This is a genomic window from Bradyrhizobium sp. Ken64 (genome assembly GCF_055807555.1).
Map to the genome: position 1 here is coordinate 1 of NZ_JBVVPA010000041.1, position 16367 is coordinate 16367.

The following is a 16367-nucleotide window of genomic DNA, read 5'->3' on the forward strand; positions in this document are numbered from 1 at the left end:
CCAAGCTCGCCGGCGGTGTCCACCGTCTCGACGGCCAGCTCATGGTCGTCCTCGACGTCGACCGCGTCCTCGAGCTCAAGACCGAAGTGCAAATGGCTGCGTGAGCCCCAGAAACATCGAAGCCGGAGAACCGAAATGAAGACGTGTTTGGTGGTCGATGATTCCAGCGTCGTGCGCAAGATCGCACGCCGAATCCTGGAAGGCCTGGAATTCGAAGTCACGGAGGCCGAGGACGGCTCCAAGGCGCTCGAGATCTGCCAGCACAAGCTGCCGGACGCGGTGCTGCTGGACTGGAACATGCCGGTGATGGACGGCTTCGAGTTCATGGGCCACATGCGCCGCCTGCCGGGCGGCGAGGAGCCCAAGGTCGTGTTCTGCACCACCGAAAACAACGTGGCTCATATCGCTCAGGCGCTCAGCGGCGGCGCCAACGAGTACATCATGAAGCCCTTCGACAAAGACATCATCGCCGACAAATTCGCTGAAGTCGGCTTGATCCCGGTCGGGCAAGCCATGGTCTGAGTGTCTGGCGGAGTGTTCTAGCCAGAGTGTTCCCAGTACAGCTTCCGAGAGGCCTATCAGTGACCCCGACCGAGTATGAGTATCTGCGTAAGTTCCTGAGGGATCATTCCGGGCTCGATCTGTCCGCAGACAAGCAATATCTGATTGAAAGCCGGCTGTTGCCGCTGGCGCGCAAGGCCGGGATCCCTGGCATCGGCGAGCTCGTGCAGAAGCTGCAAGGCGCTGGCTCGGGCGCGCTCGTCACCAGCGTGGTCGAGGCGATGACCACCAACGAGACCTTCTTCTTTCGCGACAAGGTCCCGTTCGATCATTTCCGCGACACCATCATGCCGGAGATCATCAAGGCCCGCGCCGGCCGCCGCAGCGTGCGCATCTGGTGCGCCGCCGGCTCGACCGGGCAGGAGCCCTATTCGCTGGCGATGAGCCTGAAGGAGATGGGTGCGGCCCTGACCGGCTGGCGCGTCGAGATCATCGCGACCGATTTGTCGCAGGAGGTGCTCGAGAAGGCCAAGGCCGGCATCTACAGCCAGTTCGAAGTGCAGCGCGGCCTGCCGATCCAGATGCTGATGAAATATTTCAAGCAGACCGGTGAGACCTGGCAGATCAATCCCGAGCTGCGGGCGATGATCCAGCACCGGCAGCTCAATCTGCTGCACGATTTCGCTCAGCTCGGCACCTTCGACGTCATCTTCTGCCGCAACGTGCTGATCTATTTCGATCAGGACACCAAGATCAACATCTTCAACCGCCTGGCTCGCCAGATCGAGGGAGACGGTTTCCTGGTGCTGGGCGCGGCCGAAACGGTGGTCGGACTGACCGACACGTTCAGGCCAATTCCAGAGCGGCGCGGTCTCTACAAGCCGAACGACCCGCGTGCCGCGGCCGCCAAGCCGGCGCTTGCCGGCGCCGCGCCACGCGTAGCGGTCATGGCAGGACGATAGGCATGGCCGAGGATGGCAAGGGCGCGGAACGCGTGACGTTCAGTCGCGGCTATGATGTCTGCATCATGGCCATCGACGGTACCTGGCGCCGCGACTGCAAGCTCAACGCGATCTCCGATACCGACGCCATCCTGACGGTGGAAGGCTCCATTCAGGGCCTGAACCTCAAGGAGTTCTTCCTGCTGCTGTCGTCCACCGGGCTTGCCTACCGCCGCTGTGAACTGGTGCGCGTCAACGGCGTCGAAATGGACATCCAATTCCTGCGTGGCAAGAATCGGAAGAAGCGCGGCGCCGCCGGTGGCCGTGACGAGGCGGCGTGATCGTCACCTGCGTCTCGTCGCCGTTTGCCGCGAAGTTGGTTCACATTTGCTGAAACATCCGACTGAATTTGCCTCGGCGACTTTACGTCGCCTAAGCGCGAGCCGTGTATGCATTGCCGGTCTCAATCTCAGGATACCGCAATGCCCAGAAGCTCTTTTTCCCCTCTCCCGTCAAACCTGCCCGACGGCGCCGAGCGTCGCGCACTTCAGCTTCTGGTGGTCGATGACGACGCCACCCAGCGCAGCCTGATCACGGTCGCGGCCAAGCAGGCCGGCCACGAAGTCACCGTGGCGCCGTCCGTGGCCGAAGCGATCGAAAAACTCCGCACTGCGCGCTTCGACTGCGTGACACTCGATCTCCTGCTGGAGGATGGCGACGGCATCGACGTGCTGGGCGAGATGGCCAAGGCGAAATTTGGCGGCGCCGTGATCGTCATCAGCGGCATGGACGGCAAGCGCCGTAGCGCCGCCCGCAGCTTCGCCCGTTCCGTCGGGATCGAGCTCCAGAGCCTGCCCAAGCCGCTGGATCTGGCCGCATTGCGCATCAGCCTCGCCAATCTCAGCAAGACCGCGATGGGCCTGCCGGCTATCCACACCTGGGGTGGTGTCGCCACCGACGCGATCGTGGAGCGGCACCGCGCCTGAGCCGCGGGCCTGCCATGCGATGAAATGCGGTCGTCGCGCCGCAGCAACCGCGATCTGTACCGTGCTGCCAGTTTCCGACAGGCATTCAGCGGCGTGGCCCAAGGCCCGCCCGGCAGGCGTCGAGCGCGGCGATCGCGATGGCATACCTGGGTGTGACGTCGTCGAGCACGAAAACGTCGGCGGAACCTTCCGGATCGCTGCCGTGTTCTTGATCCATGGCTGTGGCGGTCCGGCGCATACTGATCTCGATCTGCGAGATCAGCATGCGAAGGTCAGCCGCAATCAGCTCACGGCTCTCGACTTCGGGCATTGCGACGAGAGGCGGCGTAGCGGCCCAATTTAGCATGGATATTCTCCGTCCTCTGCAATTGGGCGCCTTGCCGCTACTTGTGCGTTAAGTCCATGTCCCGTACAAATACGGTGGGCCGAATCCGCGCCGAACGCCATAACGGTTGGGGCGGACGCGAGTCCTTCATGCCAACCGGATGTGTGGCACATGGCCGAACAAAGCTCTCGCGGTGAAATCTTCGTGGTCGACGACGACGCTGCCGTTCGCGACACCTTGTCGATGGTGTTGAAGGCAGCGGGCTATGAGGTGATCTGTTTTGCGGACGGCGCAGCATTGCTCTCTGTCGCGCGAAGCCGCACACCTGCAGCGGTCCTGCTCGACGTGCACATTCCCGGCAAGTCGGGTCTCGACATTCTCAATGAGCTGCACGGCGAAGACTATCCGGCACCGATCTTCATGATCTCGGGGCAGGGCGATATCGCGATGGCGGTCGGGGCCATCAAGAGCGGCGCGCTCGACTTCATCGAGAAGCCGTTCCGCGGCAGCGAGATCGTCGGCCGGCTCGACGAGGCGATCGGCGCCTATGCACGCAGGCAGTCGGAGAACGCGGCGCCGAAGTTCGGCTCGCTGCATTTCCCCGGGCGCGAGCCGTTGACGCGCAGGGAACGCGAGGTGCTCGAGCAGTTCGCCGCCGGCGCTTCCAACAAGGAAGCCGGCCGCACGCTCGGCATCAGCCCGCGCACCATCGAGGACCACCGCGCCAACATCATGAAGAAGCTCGGTGCGCGCAATGCCGCCGATCTGATCCGGATCGTGATGACCGCGGCGCAGCGCGCGTCGTAAATTTATCGGCAGTAGCCCGGATGGAGCGTAGCGAAATCCGGGGATCCGTGTCCACGGCAAGACACGTCCCGGATTGCGCTACGCTCCATCCGGGCTACGGCCCCTCACATCACCCGCTCAGCGCCTTGCGGATGGCCCGTGCCAGATCCGATTTCCGATAGGGCTTCGCCAACAGCAGAACGCCCGAATCCAGCCGGCCGTGATGGATGATCGCGTTCTCGGTATAGCCCGACGTGTAGAGCACCCGGAGATCGGGACGCGTTCTCTGCAGTTCGTCGGCGAGCTGCCGTCCGTTCATCTTGCCGGGCATGATGACGTCGGTGAACAGGAGGTCGAACGGTTTTCCGGCGGCGACGATTGCGAGCGCCTCCGCGGCGTTCGCAGCCTGCAAGGTGACGTAGCCGAGCGAATGCAGCTGTGCCAGCACGTAGTCGCGCACCAGCCGGTCGTCCTCGACCACAAGGATCGTCTCGTGTCCGCCCTCGATGGCCGCCGGCGTCGCGCTCTCGCCGACCACCGTCGGCGTCTTGCCGGGCGGCAGATACATCTTGATCGTGGTGCCGTGGTCTTCCTCGCTGTAGATCTTGATGTGGCCCGCTGACTGCTTGATGAAGCCGTAGACCATCGAAAGCCCGAGTCCGGTGCCCTTGCCCGGTCCCTTCGAGGTGAAGAAGGGGTCGAACACCCTGGCCAGCATGTTGGCGGGAATTCCGCTGCCGGTGTCGCTCACGGCGATCAGCACGTAGTGTCCCGGCGGGACGTCGTTGACGTTGGCATAGACCTCGTCGAGATAGGCCGCGCCCGTCTCCACGATCAGCTTGCCGCCGCCCGGCATGGCGTCGCGGGCATTGAGCGCGAGGTTGAGGATCGCGGTGGTGAGCTGGCTGGGATCGACGATCGCGACGCAGTTCTCGTCCTCGAACACCGATTCGATATGGATCTGCTCGCCCAGCGTCGGCCGCAACAGTTTCGCGGTGTCGATGATCAGCGCGTTGACGTCGATTTCGCGCGGCTGGAGCGGCTGCTTGCGCGCAAAAGCCAGCAGATGCTGCGTCAGCTCGGCGCCACGCCCGGCGGCCTCGTCGATCATCTTCGTGATCGCGGCGAGCTCCGGCTCCTTGGCCACCGCGTCGGCCAGGATCTCGATCGTGCCGGTGATGACGGTGAGGATGTTGTTGAAATCGTGCGCCACGCCGCCGGTGAGCTGGCCGACCGCCTCCATCTTTTCGGCCTGGCGGATGCGCTCGTCGGCCGCGATCTTGTCGGTCAGGTCGCGGTAGAACGAATTGAAGAGAACGCCTTCGCGTCGCCGGAGCGCCGTGACGCTGAGCTCGGCCCTGAACTCCTTGCCGTCGCGTCGCCGCACCAAAAGGTCGCGCCGTGGATTGGCCAGCGATTGTTGCTCGGATTCGAGAAAGAGCTTCAGTCTGGCCCTGACACTTTCGCGCTCACTGGGGGCGACGAAAAGCTCGATCGCATCCTCGCCGATCGCCTCCTCACGCGTCCATCCGAAGAGCTTCTCGGCTTGCGAGTTCCAACTCAGGATGGTCCCGGTGTGGTCTGTCTGGGTGAAAGCATCGAGCGAGGTCTCGACAATGTTGCGCGCCAGCTGTTCGCTCTCCCGCAAGGACTCCTGTGCAAGCCTCGCCTCCGTCATGTCGCGCCCGACAAAGAAGTAGCGCTTGGCCTGGGCAGACCAGCTGGCGAGCCAGGACAGCCAGACCTCGTGGCCATTCTTGTGGAAGCAGCGGGTGTCGGCGAGCCTCGGACGTTCGCCGCGCCGCAGTGCGCGCATCTCGTCGCGCGACCGGTCGAGGTGGTCCGGATGAATGAAATCGGCGCCGCTGCGACCGATCATCTGCTCCGGCCGGTAGCCGAGGATGGCCTCGCTGCTCGGACTGATCTGCGCGATGTGGCCGCGCGCGTCCATCACCATGATCAGATCCTGGGAGGTCTCGAAGATCTGCCGCCGTTCCTCGAGCTGCTGCTGCAGCGCCCGCTCGGCCCGCCGCGCCTCGGTCAGGCTGCGCGCCGTGCCGGAGGCGCCGACGATCTCGCCAGACGGGCCCCTGATCGGCGACAGGCTGAGTGAGATTTCGACCGACGTGCCATCCTTGCGCAGGCGCACCGTCTCGAAGCGTTCGATCGGTTCACCTCGGGCGAGCCGCTGCAAATAGTCCTTGCCTTGCTCGCGTCGGTCGGGTGGGACGATGATCGAGGTGGATTTCCCGATCGCCTCATTCGCCGGATAGCCGTAGAGACGCTCGGCGGCGGCATTCCAGCCGGTGATGATGGCGTCGAGCGATTGCATCACGATCGCGTCGTCGGAGGATTCGACGGCGGCGCTGAACAATCGCTCGCGCGCTTCATGATGGCTTCGCGCGGCCTCGGTGCGGCGATGCTCCTCGATCTCGCGTTCAAGCGCGGTCGTCTTCGCTCTCGTTTCTTCGACCATTTGCGCGAATGCCCGCGCCAGCACGCCTGTCTCTCCGCTCGCATCGACGGGAATCTCGGCGCGCCGTCCGCTGCCGATCGCTTCCACCGCCGCGGTCAGACGCCCGATCGGCCGCGTCAATGAGCGCGCCAGCAGCACCGCAAGCAAAGCTGCGGCAAGGACAGCAAGCAGGCCGACCAGTGAGGAGGTTTTTTGAATGGCCGCCGGAACGCTACTGAACACGGATGGTGGGGCCGTCTCGATGACTGCCAACCACTCCTTGCCGGCCAGCAGTACCGGTGCGATCGCCGCTCCACTCGGCCGGCCCGCTTGGTCGCTCGTAAGCTGCGTGGATCCTTGCGGCAGGCCGGCCCGGGCTGCAAAGAAAGGAAAGTCTCGGCGCCAATCGTTGGCGTTGCCAAGCAATGCACCGAATTCCCGCGCGCGATCAGGGTGGACAAGATAGTCGCCACGCGAATTCACGACATAGATTTCTCCTCCTGCGCTCGCGGTCGAGCGGACGCGGTCGAGCGCAGGACGCATGTCGATATTGGCGATGATGATGCCGAACGGCTTGCTATCAGGCGTGAACAGCGGCGTCGCGACGCGCAACGTCGGAATGTGAGGGTCCGTGGTCCCTCCCTGCCGCGTGGCGAGATCGACGGGCGAAACATAGATGTCGCCCGGCGCCAATTGAATCGTCTCCCGGAAGTAGGTCCGGTCGTTCTTGCGTTCCAGTTCGCCGTCGGGGACAATCCGTGCTGTTCCGTTCGGGCCGGTGCGATCGACGCGGACCAGCTCGCGCTGGTCGTCGTCAAGGCCGATGATTCGAAATTGCCCGTAACTCGGTTTCGCGTCGATCTCGGCTGCGAGCCGCGCAGCGATGCGCTCGCGCCAGGTTTGCTCGGAAACGCCGTCGACATCGTGGAGGCCTCCACCGATATGGGCACGGATCAGGCCGTTGATGGCCGCGGCGGAGCGATAACCGAGCAGATCGCCGCGAGCGCCGGCAACGTAGGATTCAAGATGGGTGGCCAGCAGGCTCGACTGGGCTTCAATCCGTTCCAGGACCCGCGGAATGACGGCCTGGGTGATATTGCGATAGCCGAGCCAGCCGACTGCGGCCACGGTGACCGCCACCAGCAGGATCATCGCGATGGCGAGCCGCGTAGCGAGCGTCATGGCGATATTTGCACCGCGTCCTGAATGGCCGTGCCCGCGCTTGGTTGGAACAGAATGAAGGTTCTTGTCATCGGCGGCCGGTGCTGACATCCGGATTCCTCACCGATGCGGCCCGCGCCGCGTCCAGGCAGCCAGCGACCGCGGCGAGCAGCGTGTCGGCCCGGAACGGCTTCTGTAGGCTCGCCACCGCGCCGAGCTTGGTCGCCATCCTGAGGAAGTCCGGCTCCGCATGGGCATCCGGCGTGAACGAACGGCCGGAAATGACGACGATCGGAATCGCCGGCTGCAGCGCCCGGATGTGGCGCATCGTCTCCAGGCCGTCCATGCCGGGCATGAAGATGTCGAGAAACAGCAAGTCGAACTGGCTGGCCTCGAACAGCGCAAGTCCCTTGCGGCCATCTCCGGCGATGGTGATGTGATGACCGGCCCTCTCCAGGAGAAGCCGGATCGTCATCTGCACGGCCGGATCGTCATCCACGATCAGGATGTTGGCCACGTCTGGTGTCCTCCCGGGCCGGATGGGGCTTCCCAGCGACCGCAAATCAAACCATCAACTCTGAAATTGTTGCGCGGATTGCATCCGGCCTGCAAGCACTTCGCCATCGATCCGACGATTGCTCGCAAATGGCGAAACGATGCCGCCAACTTATGCACGGTGACGTGCACAAGCACTCGCGACAACCGCGCGCCATAGGCCTAGTCGGTCAAATATTCCGGATAGTGGCTTCGGATCGTGGCGAGCTCGCTCAACGTGCCCGACAGGTGCTTGCGCAGATGCTGTTGCGCAGCATCGGCGTCGCCGGCCTCGATCGCGCGCGTGATCAGCTTGTGGTGGCGGACGATGTTCTGGGCCTTGCCGGGTGAGGGTAGATGCAGCCGGCGCAGCCGGTCGATATGTCCGCTGCGGCTGCGCACCAGCGTCCAGAGTTCCTGCTTGCCGGCCGCGGCATAAAGCTGCGCATGAAAATCATTGTCGCCGGCGATGAAGCTCTCGAAGTCTCCGGCCTTGGCGCATTGCTGCTGGAGCGCGATCGTGTGGTCGAGGCGTATGACCAGCGCTTCGCCGTGCTGCTGCGCGAGCAGACGGACGATTTCGAGCTCCAGCGCCTGGCGCAGGAAATGGGCCTGCTCGGCCCGACCGACATCGACCCGGCTGACGACGGTGGCGTGCTGCGGAAACACGTCGACCAGCCCTTCTTCCTCCAGCCGCATCAAGGCGTCGCGGATCGGCGTCGAGCTGACGCCGAATTGTGCGGCGAGATCCGTGCGCGACAGCGGCGAGCCCGGCGGCAATTCGAGCGCGAGAATGGCGTTGCGCAGCCGCTCGAACACTTGCGGTGCGGCCTGCCTGGCCCGGTCGAGCCGCGCGCCGGGGCGGGCGGCGCCGCGGGGCGCGGGTTGGGCTGGTTCCATGCGAAGAGCTCCGGCCGGCCTTGCCTTCGATACACTAATACATTAGTGCATCAGCGCGATCGCTCGTCAATGGCGGCCGGAGGAAACGAACAACAATGATCAAGCAATTGCAGTGCGGCCTCACGGCCATCGCCCTGATCGCCGCAACGGCGCTGACGGCCTCGCCCGCGACGGCGCAGCAAAAATCCGAGATCTCGCTGTCGCGCCAGCCCGGCATTTTCTACATGCCGAGCCACGTCATGGAAAAACAGAAGCTGATCGAAAAGCATGCAGCCCAGCTCGGGGTGGCGGGTGTCACCACCAAATGGGTCACCTTCTCCGGCGGCGGTGCGCAGACCGATGCGCTGCTCGCGGGCGGCGTCGACATCCTCAACACCGGCACCGGCAATCTGCTGCTGCTGTGGGACCGCACCCGCGGCGGCGTCAAGGGCATCGTCGCGACCTCGGCGCAGCCGATGACGCTGATCAGCCGCGACGCCAACATCAAGTCGATCAGGGATTTCGGCCCCGGCGACAAGATCGCGGTGCCGACCGTCAAAGTCTCGACCCAGGCGATCGTGCTCCAGATCGCCGCCGCCGAGGCCTTTGGCGCCGACCAATGGTCGAAGCTGGACGTCAACACGGTGCAGCTCGGCCATCCCGACGCCTATGCGGCGCTGTCCAACGCCAAGCACGAGGTGCACACCCACTTCTCGATTCCGCCGTTCACGTTCCTCGAGCTGAAGAACGTGCCGGGTGCGCATGTCGTGCTGTCGTCGCCTGACGTGATGGGCGGCCCGCTCAGCCAGGCGCAGTTCTTCACCACCACGAAGTTCGCCGATGCCAACCCGAAAATCATCCAGGCCGTGCGTGATGCGACCAAGGAGGCGCAGGATCTGATCCGTAGCGACACCAAGCAGGCGGTCGAGATCTACAAGGAGATCACCGGCGACAAGACCTCGGTGGAAGAGCTGCTCGATCTGCTCAAGGAGCCTGGCATGATGGAGTGGAATCTCGAACCGCAGGGCACGATGAAATTCGCCGCCCATCTGTTCAAGACGGGCACGCTGAAGACCCAGCCCAAGGCCTGGACCGATTACTATCTGCCCGTCGCCCACGATCTGAAGGGCAACTGATGGCGCTGCTCGACGTCAGCTCCGTGACGCTGCGTTACAAGACCTCCAACGCCGTCGTCACCGCCACGGAAAGGGTGAGCTTCACCGTCGACAAGTCCGACCGCTTCGTGCTGCTCGGGCCGTCCGGCTGCGGCAAGTCGACCCTGCTCAAGGCCGTCGGCGGCTACATGGCGCCGAGCGAAGGTCGCATGACCATCAACGACCGCGAGATCCACGGTCCCGGCGCCGATCGCATGATGATCTTCCAGGAGTCCGACCAGCTGCTGCCCTGGAAGAGCGTGCTGGCCAACGTGATGTTTCCGCTGCTGACCGCGCGAAAATTGTCGCGCAAGGACGCCGAGGTGCGGGCGCGGGCCTATATCGAGAAGGTCGGCCTGACCCGCGTCGTCGATGCCTATCCGCACACGCTCTCCGGCGGCATGAAGCAGCGCGTCGCGATCGCGCGCGGCATGGCAATGGAGCCCGACATCCTGCTGATGGACGAGCCGTTCGCCGCGCTCGACGCGCTCACGCGCCGGACCTGTCAGGACGAGCTGCTCCAGCTCTGGAGCGAGACCAAATTCACCGTGCTGTTCGTGACCCACTCGATTGCGGAAGCGATTCGCATCGGCAACCGCATCCTGCTGCTGTCGCCGCATCCCGGCCGCGTCAAGGCCGAAGTGGTGGACGTCGACAAGGTCTCGAATGACGATGGCAGTGCCGGCCGGCTCGAGAAGGAGATCCACGATCTCCTGTTCGCCGCCGAAGCCACGGCGCATTGAGGGAGCCTATCATGGGCGAAGCCAGGATCCTGCTACGTGAGGCGCCGGTCGCCGCCAGCGCAGCCGAAGTCGAGCGCAAGCTGAGCGTGCCCGAGCTGTTGTGGAACGATGGGTTTGTCCGCAAGACCGTCATCATCCTGTTCCTCGCGGCGGTCTGGGAGGCCTACGGCCTCGCCCTCGACAATCCCCTGCTGTTTCCGACGCTGCACGACACGGTCCTCACGATGTACGATCGCGTCAAGGACGGCACGATTCCCATGCGGGCGTGGGCTTCGCTGAAAGTGCTGTTCATGGGCTATTCGGCCGGCATCGCGCTCGCCGCGATCTTCACCGTGCTCGCGATCTCGACGCGTATCGGCACCGATTTCCTCGAGACTGTGACGGCGATGTTCAATCCGTTGCCGGCGATCGCGCTGTTGCCGCTCGCGTTGATCTGGTTCGGTCTCGGCAACGGCAGTCTGGTGTTTGTGCTGATCCATTCGGTGCTGTGGCCGGTTGCGCTCAACACCCATTCCGGCTTCAAGAGCGTGTCCAACACGCTGCGCATGGTCGGGCGCAATTACGGCCTTCGGGGATTGCCGTACGTCGCGAAAATCCTCATCCCCGCCGCGTTCGGCTCGATCCTGACCGGCCTCAAGATTGGCTGGGCCTTCGCCTGGCGCACGCTGATCGCGGCCGAGTTGGTGTTCGGTGTGTCCTCGGGGCAGGGCGGGCTCGGCTGGTTCATCTTCGAAAACCGCAACCTCCTCGACATACCTGCGGTCTTCGCCGGCCTCTTGACGGTGATCATCATCGGGCTTTTTGTCGAGAACCTGATCTTCCGCGCCATCGAGCGGAACACCGTGCAGAAATGGGGCACCCAATCATGACCAAGAAGAAACTAACGCCCGACCAGCTCCGCAGCGCGCGCTGGTTCGCACCCGACGATCTCCGCTCGTTCGGCCACCGCTCCCGCGCCATGCAGATGGGCTACGCGCCCGAGGAGTGGAAGGACCGCCCGATCATCGCGATCCTCAACACCTGGTCGGACGCGCAGCCCTGCCACATGCACTTCAAGTCGCGCGTCGACGACGTCAAGCGCGGCATCCTGATGGCCGGCGGCCTGCCGCTGGAGCTGCCGGCACTGTCGCTGTCGGAATCGCTGCTCAAGCCGACCACGATGCTCTATCGCAATCTGCTGGCGATGGACGCCGAGGAGCTGCTGCGCAGCCATCCCGTCGACGGCGTGGTGCTGATGGGCGGCTGCGACAAGACCACTCCGGCGCTGCTGCTGGGTGCGACCTCGATGAACATCCCGGCGATCTATCTGCCGGCAGGTCCGATGCTGCGCGGCAATTGGAAGGGCAAGACTCTCGGCTCGGGCTCGGACGGCTGGAAATATTGGGACGAGCGGCGCGCCGGCAAGATCTCCGACAAGGACTGGCTCGATATCGAAGCCGGCATTGCGCGCAGCTACGGCACCTGCATGACCATGGGCACCGCCTCGACCATGACCGCGATTGCCGAGGCGATCGGCATGACGCTGCCGGGCGCGTCCTCGATTCCCGCCGCGGATGCCAACCATATCCGCATGGCCTCCGAATGCGGCCGCCGCATCGTCGAGATGGTCTGGGAAGATCTGACGCCGAAGACGATCCAGACCCGCAAGGCGTTCGAGAACGCGATCGCGGTCGCGATGGCGATGGGCTGTTCGACCAACGCGATCATCCATCTGATCGCGCAGGCCCGCCGCGCCGGTCTCGACATCGGCCTCGACGATTTCGAGATTGCGAGCCGCAAGGTGCCCGTCATCGCCAATGTGCGGCCGAGCGGTGACGCCTATCTGATGGAGGACTTCTTCTACGCCGGAGGCCTGCCGGCGCTGATGGGGCAGATCAAGCCGCACCTGCATCTCGACTGCATCACCGTCACCGGCCAGACGCTGGGCGAGAACATCGCGCACGCCGAGGTCCACAATGACGACGTGATCCGCTCGATCGACAATCCCATCTACAAGGAGGGCGCTCTCGCCGTGCTCAAGGGCAATCTCGCGCCCGACGGCTGCGTCATCAAGCCCTCCGCCTGCGCCCCGCGCTTCCTCAAGCACACCGGGCCCGCGCTGGTGTTCGACGATTATCCCGCGATGAAGAAGGCGGTGGACGATCCCGATCTCGACGTCACCGAGGACCACATTCTCATTTTGCGCAACGCGGGGCCGCAGGGCGGGCCGGGCATGCCGGAATGGGGCATGCTGCCGATCCCGACCAAGCTCGTGAAGCAGGGCGTGCGCGACATGGTGCGGATCTCGGATGCGCGCATGAGCGGCACCAGCTACGGCGCCTGCATTTTGCATGTCGCCCCCGAATCCTATGTCGGCGGGCCGCTGGCGCTGGTGCGGAACGGCGACCGCATCACGCTTGACGTCGCCGCCCGCACCATCGATCTCGATGTGTCCGAGGCCGAGCTCGAAAAGCGCCGTGCCGCCTGGAAGCAGCCCGAGCGCCGCTTCGAGCGCGGCTATGGCTGGATGTTCACCAAGCACATCAAGCAGGCCAATGACGGCTGCGACTTCGACTTCCTCGAGACCGATTTCGGCGCGCCGATCGGCGAGCCCTCGATTTACTGATGACCCTGTCATTCCGGGGCATCGCGAAGCGATGAGCCCGGAATCCATTGGGCCGCAGTCTGTGCCGCCCGATGGATTCCGGGTTCGCGCTACGCGCGCCCCGGAATGACAAAAGAGAGAGTGCCAATGCAATGACCAAGCTTACCGAAGCCACCCGCACCAAACTCAAATCCGTCTCCACCGCCACCGTCGCCACTGCGTTGTTCAAGCGCGGCCTGCGCATCCAGATGATCCAGGATGTGCACCCGCTCAGTGCCGGCCAGCCCACCATGGTCGGTGAAGCCTTCACGCTGCGCTATATGCCGGCCCGCGAGGATCTCAACACCATCGACGTCTTTAGGGATCACTCCCATCCGCAGCGCAAGGCGGTCGAGGATTGCCCGGCGGGCAGCGTGCTGGTGATGGACAGCCGCAAGGACGCGCGCGCTGCTTCCGCCGGTGCGATCCTGGTCACGCGCTTGATGAAGCGCGGTGTCGCCGGGGTCGTCACAGACGGGGGTTTTCGCGACTCGGCCGAGATCGCCAAGCTGGGCATCCCCGCCTACCACCACCGTCCGAGCGCGCCGACCAATTTGACGCTGCATCACGCCATCGAGATCAATGTGCCGATCGGCTGCGGAGACGCGCCGGTGTTTCCCGGCGACGTCATTCTCGGCGACAGTGACGGCGTGATCGTGATTCCCGCGCATCTCACTGAGGAGATCGCCAACGAGACCTTCGAGATGACCGCGTTCGAGGATTTCGTCACCGAGGAAGTCAACAAGGGCCGCGGCATTTTCGGTCTCTATCCGGCGACGGACCCGCAGACGCTGACCGACTTCGCCGCATGGCGGAAGGCGAACGGAAGGTAAAGGCCGACAACTCGTCCCACGATCTCCGTCGTCGTCCTGGCGAATGCCAGGACCCATTACCCCAGGGAGTAATTTGGCGAAGACCCGGAGTCGTCGTGCTTTCGCGCGGTACTGATGCCGAGCTTTATCGGATAGATCACGCGGTATGGGTCCTGGCTTTCGCCAGGACGACCCGGGAGAGCGTGGCCTACACCCCCGCCTCCGCCATCCCCGCCGCCCACAGCGCGAACGCATAGACGATCGCGACTTCATCCAGCCGGTTGAAGCGACCCGAGGCGCCGCCATGGCCGGCGCCCATGTTGGTGCGGAGCAGGACCGGGCCGCCGCCGCTCATGGTCGCGCGCAGGCGCGCGATCCATTTGGCGGGCTCCCAATAGGTGACGCGCGGATCGGTCAAGCCCCCCATCGCCAGGATCGCGGGATAGTCTTTCGCCGCGACGTTGTCGTAGGGCGAATACGACAGGATGGTGCGGAAATCCGTCTCGCTTTCGATCGGGTTGCCCCATTCCGGCCATTCCGGCGGCGTCAGCGGCAGCGTGTCGTCGAGCATGGTGTTGAGCACGTCGACGAACGGCACTTCGGCGACGATGCCGGCGAACAATTCGCCGGCGCGGTTGGCGACCGCGCCCATCAGCATGCCGCCGGCCGAGCCGCCGTGGCCGACGATGCGCTTCGCACTGGTGTACTTCGCATCGATCAGCGCGCGTGCGCTGGCGGCAAAATCGTCGAACGAATTCGTCTTCTTCTCGCGCTTGCCGTCGAGATACCAGCCCCAGCCCTTGTCGGCGCCGCCGCGGATATGGGCGATGGCATAGACGAAGCCGCGATCGACCAGCGACAGCCGGTTGGCGCTGAACGAAGCCGGCATCGCCATGCCGTAGGAGCCGTAGCCGTAAAGCAGCAGCGGCGCCGCGCCGTCGAGCGTGAGCCCGCGGCGATGGAGGATCGACACCGGCACCTCTGCGCCGTCATGCGCCTTCGCCATGATCCGCGTGGTGACGTAGTCGGCCGCATTGTGGCCGGACGGAATCTCCTGCCGCTTGCGCAGGGTGCGCGTCCGCTTGACCATGTCGTAATCATAGACTTCCGACGGCGTCGTCATCGACGAATAGGCGAAACGCAAATTCGTCGTCTCGAATTCATAGGAGCCCATCGTATCCAGCGAATAGGCCGCCTCGTCGAACGCGATGGCGTGCTCCTCCTTGGTCGCGAGGTCGCGGATGACGATCGACGGCAGCGCATTGGCGCGTTCCAGCCGCACCATATGGCCGGCATAGAGATCGAGATCGATGATGTAGATGCCGGGACGATACGGGATCAGATCGCGCCAGTTCTTGCGCTCGGGTGAGGCGAGCGGTGCGGTAACGATCTTGAAATCGATGGCGTCGTCGGCGTTGGTAAGGATGAACAGTTCGTCGCCACGGTCGGCCAGCGAATATTGCACGCCTTCCTCGCGCGCCGCGACGAGGCGCGGTGGTGCCTCGGGATGGGCGAGATCGATCAGCCGCTGCTCAGAGGTCTCGTGGTCGCCGCCCGCGATCACGCAGAAGCGGCCGCTGGTGCTCTCGTGCAGATGGGTGAACCAGCCGGAATCCTGCTCTTCGTAAACCAGCGTGTCGTCGGCCTGCCCGGTGCCGAGCTTGTGCCGCCACACCTGCATCGGGCGATGATTGTCGTCGAGCTTCACGTAGAAGAACGACGTGGCGTCCTTGCTCCAGACCACGCCGCCGTCGGTCTCCTCGACGACGTCGTCAAGGTCGTTTCCGGTCGCCCAGTCGCGCACGCGGATGGAGAAATACTCCGAGCCTTTGGTGTCGGCGCTCCAGGCCTGCAGCCTGTGGTCGTTCGAGTGCCGGCTGCCGCCGAATTTGAAATAGGTATGGTCCTTGGCGAGCGCGTCGCCGTCGAGCACGATGTGGCCCTCGCCGCCATCGCGCGGCATGCGGCCGAACAGCTCGTGCTGGCCGCCTTCGCGGAACTTGCGGAAATAGGCGAAGGGACCATCCGGCGACGGTACGCTGGAATCGTCCTCCTTGATCCGCCCCCGCATCTCGCGCACCAGCGTCTTCTGGAGGGCTGCGGTATGGCCGAGCAGGCTCTCGGTGTAGCCATTTTCTGCGTCGAGATAATTGCGGATGTCGGGATCGAGCACCGCGGGGTCGCGCAGCACCTCCTGCCATTTCTCGTCCTTCAACCAGGCATAGTCATCGGTCACGGTGATCCCATGCCGCGTGAATGAATGCGGCCGGCGCGGCGCGACGGGAGGCTGGGAAGGTGTTTTGGCTTGTGTCACTCGATCCTCACTCAGATGCGCCGGCGTTCTTTCACCTCTCCCCGCAGGCGGGAAAGGGGAAAAGATGTGTCCCACCTTATATCGTCCCGATTTCATGAATTGCCAGCGCCACTGCGCCAGTCGCCGGGTTGTTGATCGGTCCCTTCTATGCTT

At 64.3% G+C, this 16367-nt stretch carries 15 protein-coding genes and 1 pseudogene; 11 read left to right on the forward strand and 5 right to left on the reverse strand.

The annotated features are described in order from the left end of the window. From AC0L2F_RS34000 to AC0L2F_RS34020, 5 genes and pseudogenes are all read left to right on the forward strand, one after another. Window positions 1-104 (forward strand): annotated as a pseudogene (locus AC0L2F_RS34000) (chemotaxis protein CheW); the annotation flags it as partial. Window positions 105-135: 31 nt separating this feature from the next. After that, complete coding sequence (locus AC0L2F_RS34005) at window positions 136-522, forward strand: response regulator (RefSeq protein ID WP_007604416.1); 387 nt, start codon at window positions 136-138, stop codon at window positions 520-522. A 59-nt stretch (window positions 523-581) separates the two neighbouring features. After that, entirely contained in the window at window positions 582-1463 is an 882-nt protein-coding gene (locus AC0L2F_RS34010) for a CheR family methyltransferase (RefSeq protein WP_106946758.1), read from the forward strand. 2 nt (window positions 1464-1465) lie between these two features. After that, a complete protein-coding gene (locus AC0L2F_RS34015) occupies window positions 1466-1783 on the forward strand; it encodes a hypothetical protein (RefSeq protein WP_007598957.1) in 318 nt (105 codons plus the stop codon). A 141-nt stretch (window positions 1784-1924) separates the two neighbouring features. Beyond that, a complete protein-coding gene (locus tag AC0L2F_RS34020; RefSeq protein WP_007604418.1) occupies window positions 1925-2428 on the forward strand; it encodes a response regulator in 504 nt (167 codons plus the stop codon). Window positions 2429-2513: 85 nt separating this feature from the next. Here AC0L2F_RS34020 and AC0L2F_RS34025 read toward each other — a convergent pair whose 3' ends face one another. Then, entirely contained in the window at window positions 2514-2693 is a 180-nt protein-coding gene (locus AC0L2F_RS34025; protein WP_473251326.1) for a hypothetical protein, read from the reverse strand. A 231-nt stretch (window positions 2694-2924) separates the two neighbouring features. Between AC0L2F_RS34025 and AC0L2F_RS34030 the strand changes: the two genes are divergently transcribed. Next, on the forward strand, window positions 2925-3560 hold the full coding sequence (locus AC0L2F_RS34030; protein WP_007604420.1) for a response regulator transcription factor: 636 nt from the start codon (window positions 2925-2927) through the stop codon (window positions 3558-3560). Window positions 3561-3669: 109 nt separating this feature from the next. Here the strand turns inward: AC0L2F_RS34030 and AC0L2F_RS34035 are convergent, their stop codons facing one another. The 3 genes from AC0L2F_RS34035 to AC0L2F_RS34045 form a co-directional block, all read right to left on the reverse strand. Next, complete coding sequence (locus AC0L2F_RS34035) at window positions 3670-7266, reverse strand: PAS domain S-box protein (RefSeq protein WP_473251327.1); 3597 nt, start codon at window positions 7264-7266, stop codon at window positions 3670-3672. After that, the gene (locus tag AC0L2F_RS34040) at window positions 7244-7672 is read right to left on the reverse strand and encodes a response regulator (protein WP_473251328.1); all 429 of its coding nucleotides are present in this window, start codon (window positions 7670-7672) and stop codon (window positions 7244-7246) included. The genes AC0L2F_RS34035 and AC0L2F_RS34040 overlap by 23 nt, the downstream gene beginning before the upstream one ends. Before the next feature lie 200 nt (window positions 7673-7872). Beyond that, window positions 7873-8589 carry a GntR family transcriptional regulator gene (locus AC0L2F_RS34045; protein WP_473251329.1) on the reverse strand — a complete coding sequence of 239 codons (717 nt, stop codon included), beginning with the start codon at window positions 8587-8589 and terminating at the stop codon, window positions 7873-7875. A 95-nt stretch (window positions 8590-8684) separates the two neighbouring features. Between AC0L2F_RS34045 and AC0L2F_RS34050 the strand changes: the two genes are divergently transcribed. The 5 genes from AC0L2F_RS34050 to AC0L2F_RS34070 all read left to right on the forward strand — a co-directional run bounded on the left by AC0L2F_RS34050 (window position 8685) and on the right by AC0L2F_RS34070 (window position 13921). Further along, window positions 8685-9704: an ABC transporter substrate-binding protein gene (locus tag AC0L2F_RS34050; protein WP_007604424.1), complete on the forward strand. Its 1020-nt coding sequence runs from the start codon at window positions 8685-8687 to the stop codon at window positions 9702-9704. Then, window positions 9704-10465 carry an ABC transporter ATP-binding protein gene (locus tag AC0L2F_RS34055; RefSeq protein WP_473251330.1) on the forward strand — a complete coding sequence of 254 codons (762 nt, stop codon included), beginning with the start codon at window positions 9704-9706 and terminating at the stop codon, window positions 10463-10465. The genes AC0L2F_RS34050 and AC0L2F_RS34055 overlap by 1 nt, the downstream gene beginning before the upstream one ends. Window positions 10466-10476: 11 nt before the next feature. Further along, window positions 10477-11334, forward strand: coding sequence for an ABC transporter permease (locus tag AC0L2F_RS34060; protein ID WP_473251331.1), 858 nt, complete (start codon window positions 10477-10479; stop codon window positions 11332-11334). Next, window positions 11331-13070 (forward strand): L-arabinonate dehydratase, encoded by a 1740-nt coding sequence (gene araD, locus AC0L2F_RS34065; RefSeq protein ID WP_473251332.1) that lies wholly within the window; start codon window positions 11331-11333, stop codon window positions 13068-13070. The genes AC0L2F_RS34060 and araD overlap by 4 nt, the downstream gene beginning before the upstream one ends. A 131-nt stretch (window positions 13071-13201) precedes the next feature. Further along, window positions 13202-13921: a ribonuclease activity regulator RraA gene (locus AC0L2F_RS34070; RefSeq protein ID WP_473251333.1), complete on the forward strand. Its 720-nt coding sequence runs from the start codon at window positions 13202-13204 to the stop codon at window positions 13919-13921. Window positions 13922-14108: 187 nt separating this feature from the next. Here the strand turns inward: AC0L2F_RS34070 and AC0L2F_RS34075 are convergent, their stop codons facing one another. Continuing rightward, window positions 14109-16214 carry a S9 family peptidase gene (locus AC0L2F_RS34075; protein WP_473251334.1) on the reverse strand — a complete coding sequence of 702 codons (2106 nt, stop codon included), beginning with the start codon at window positions 16212-16214 and terminating at the stop codon, window positions 14109-14111. Window positions 16215-16367 lie beyond the last annotated feature (153 nt).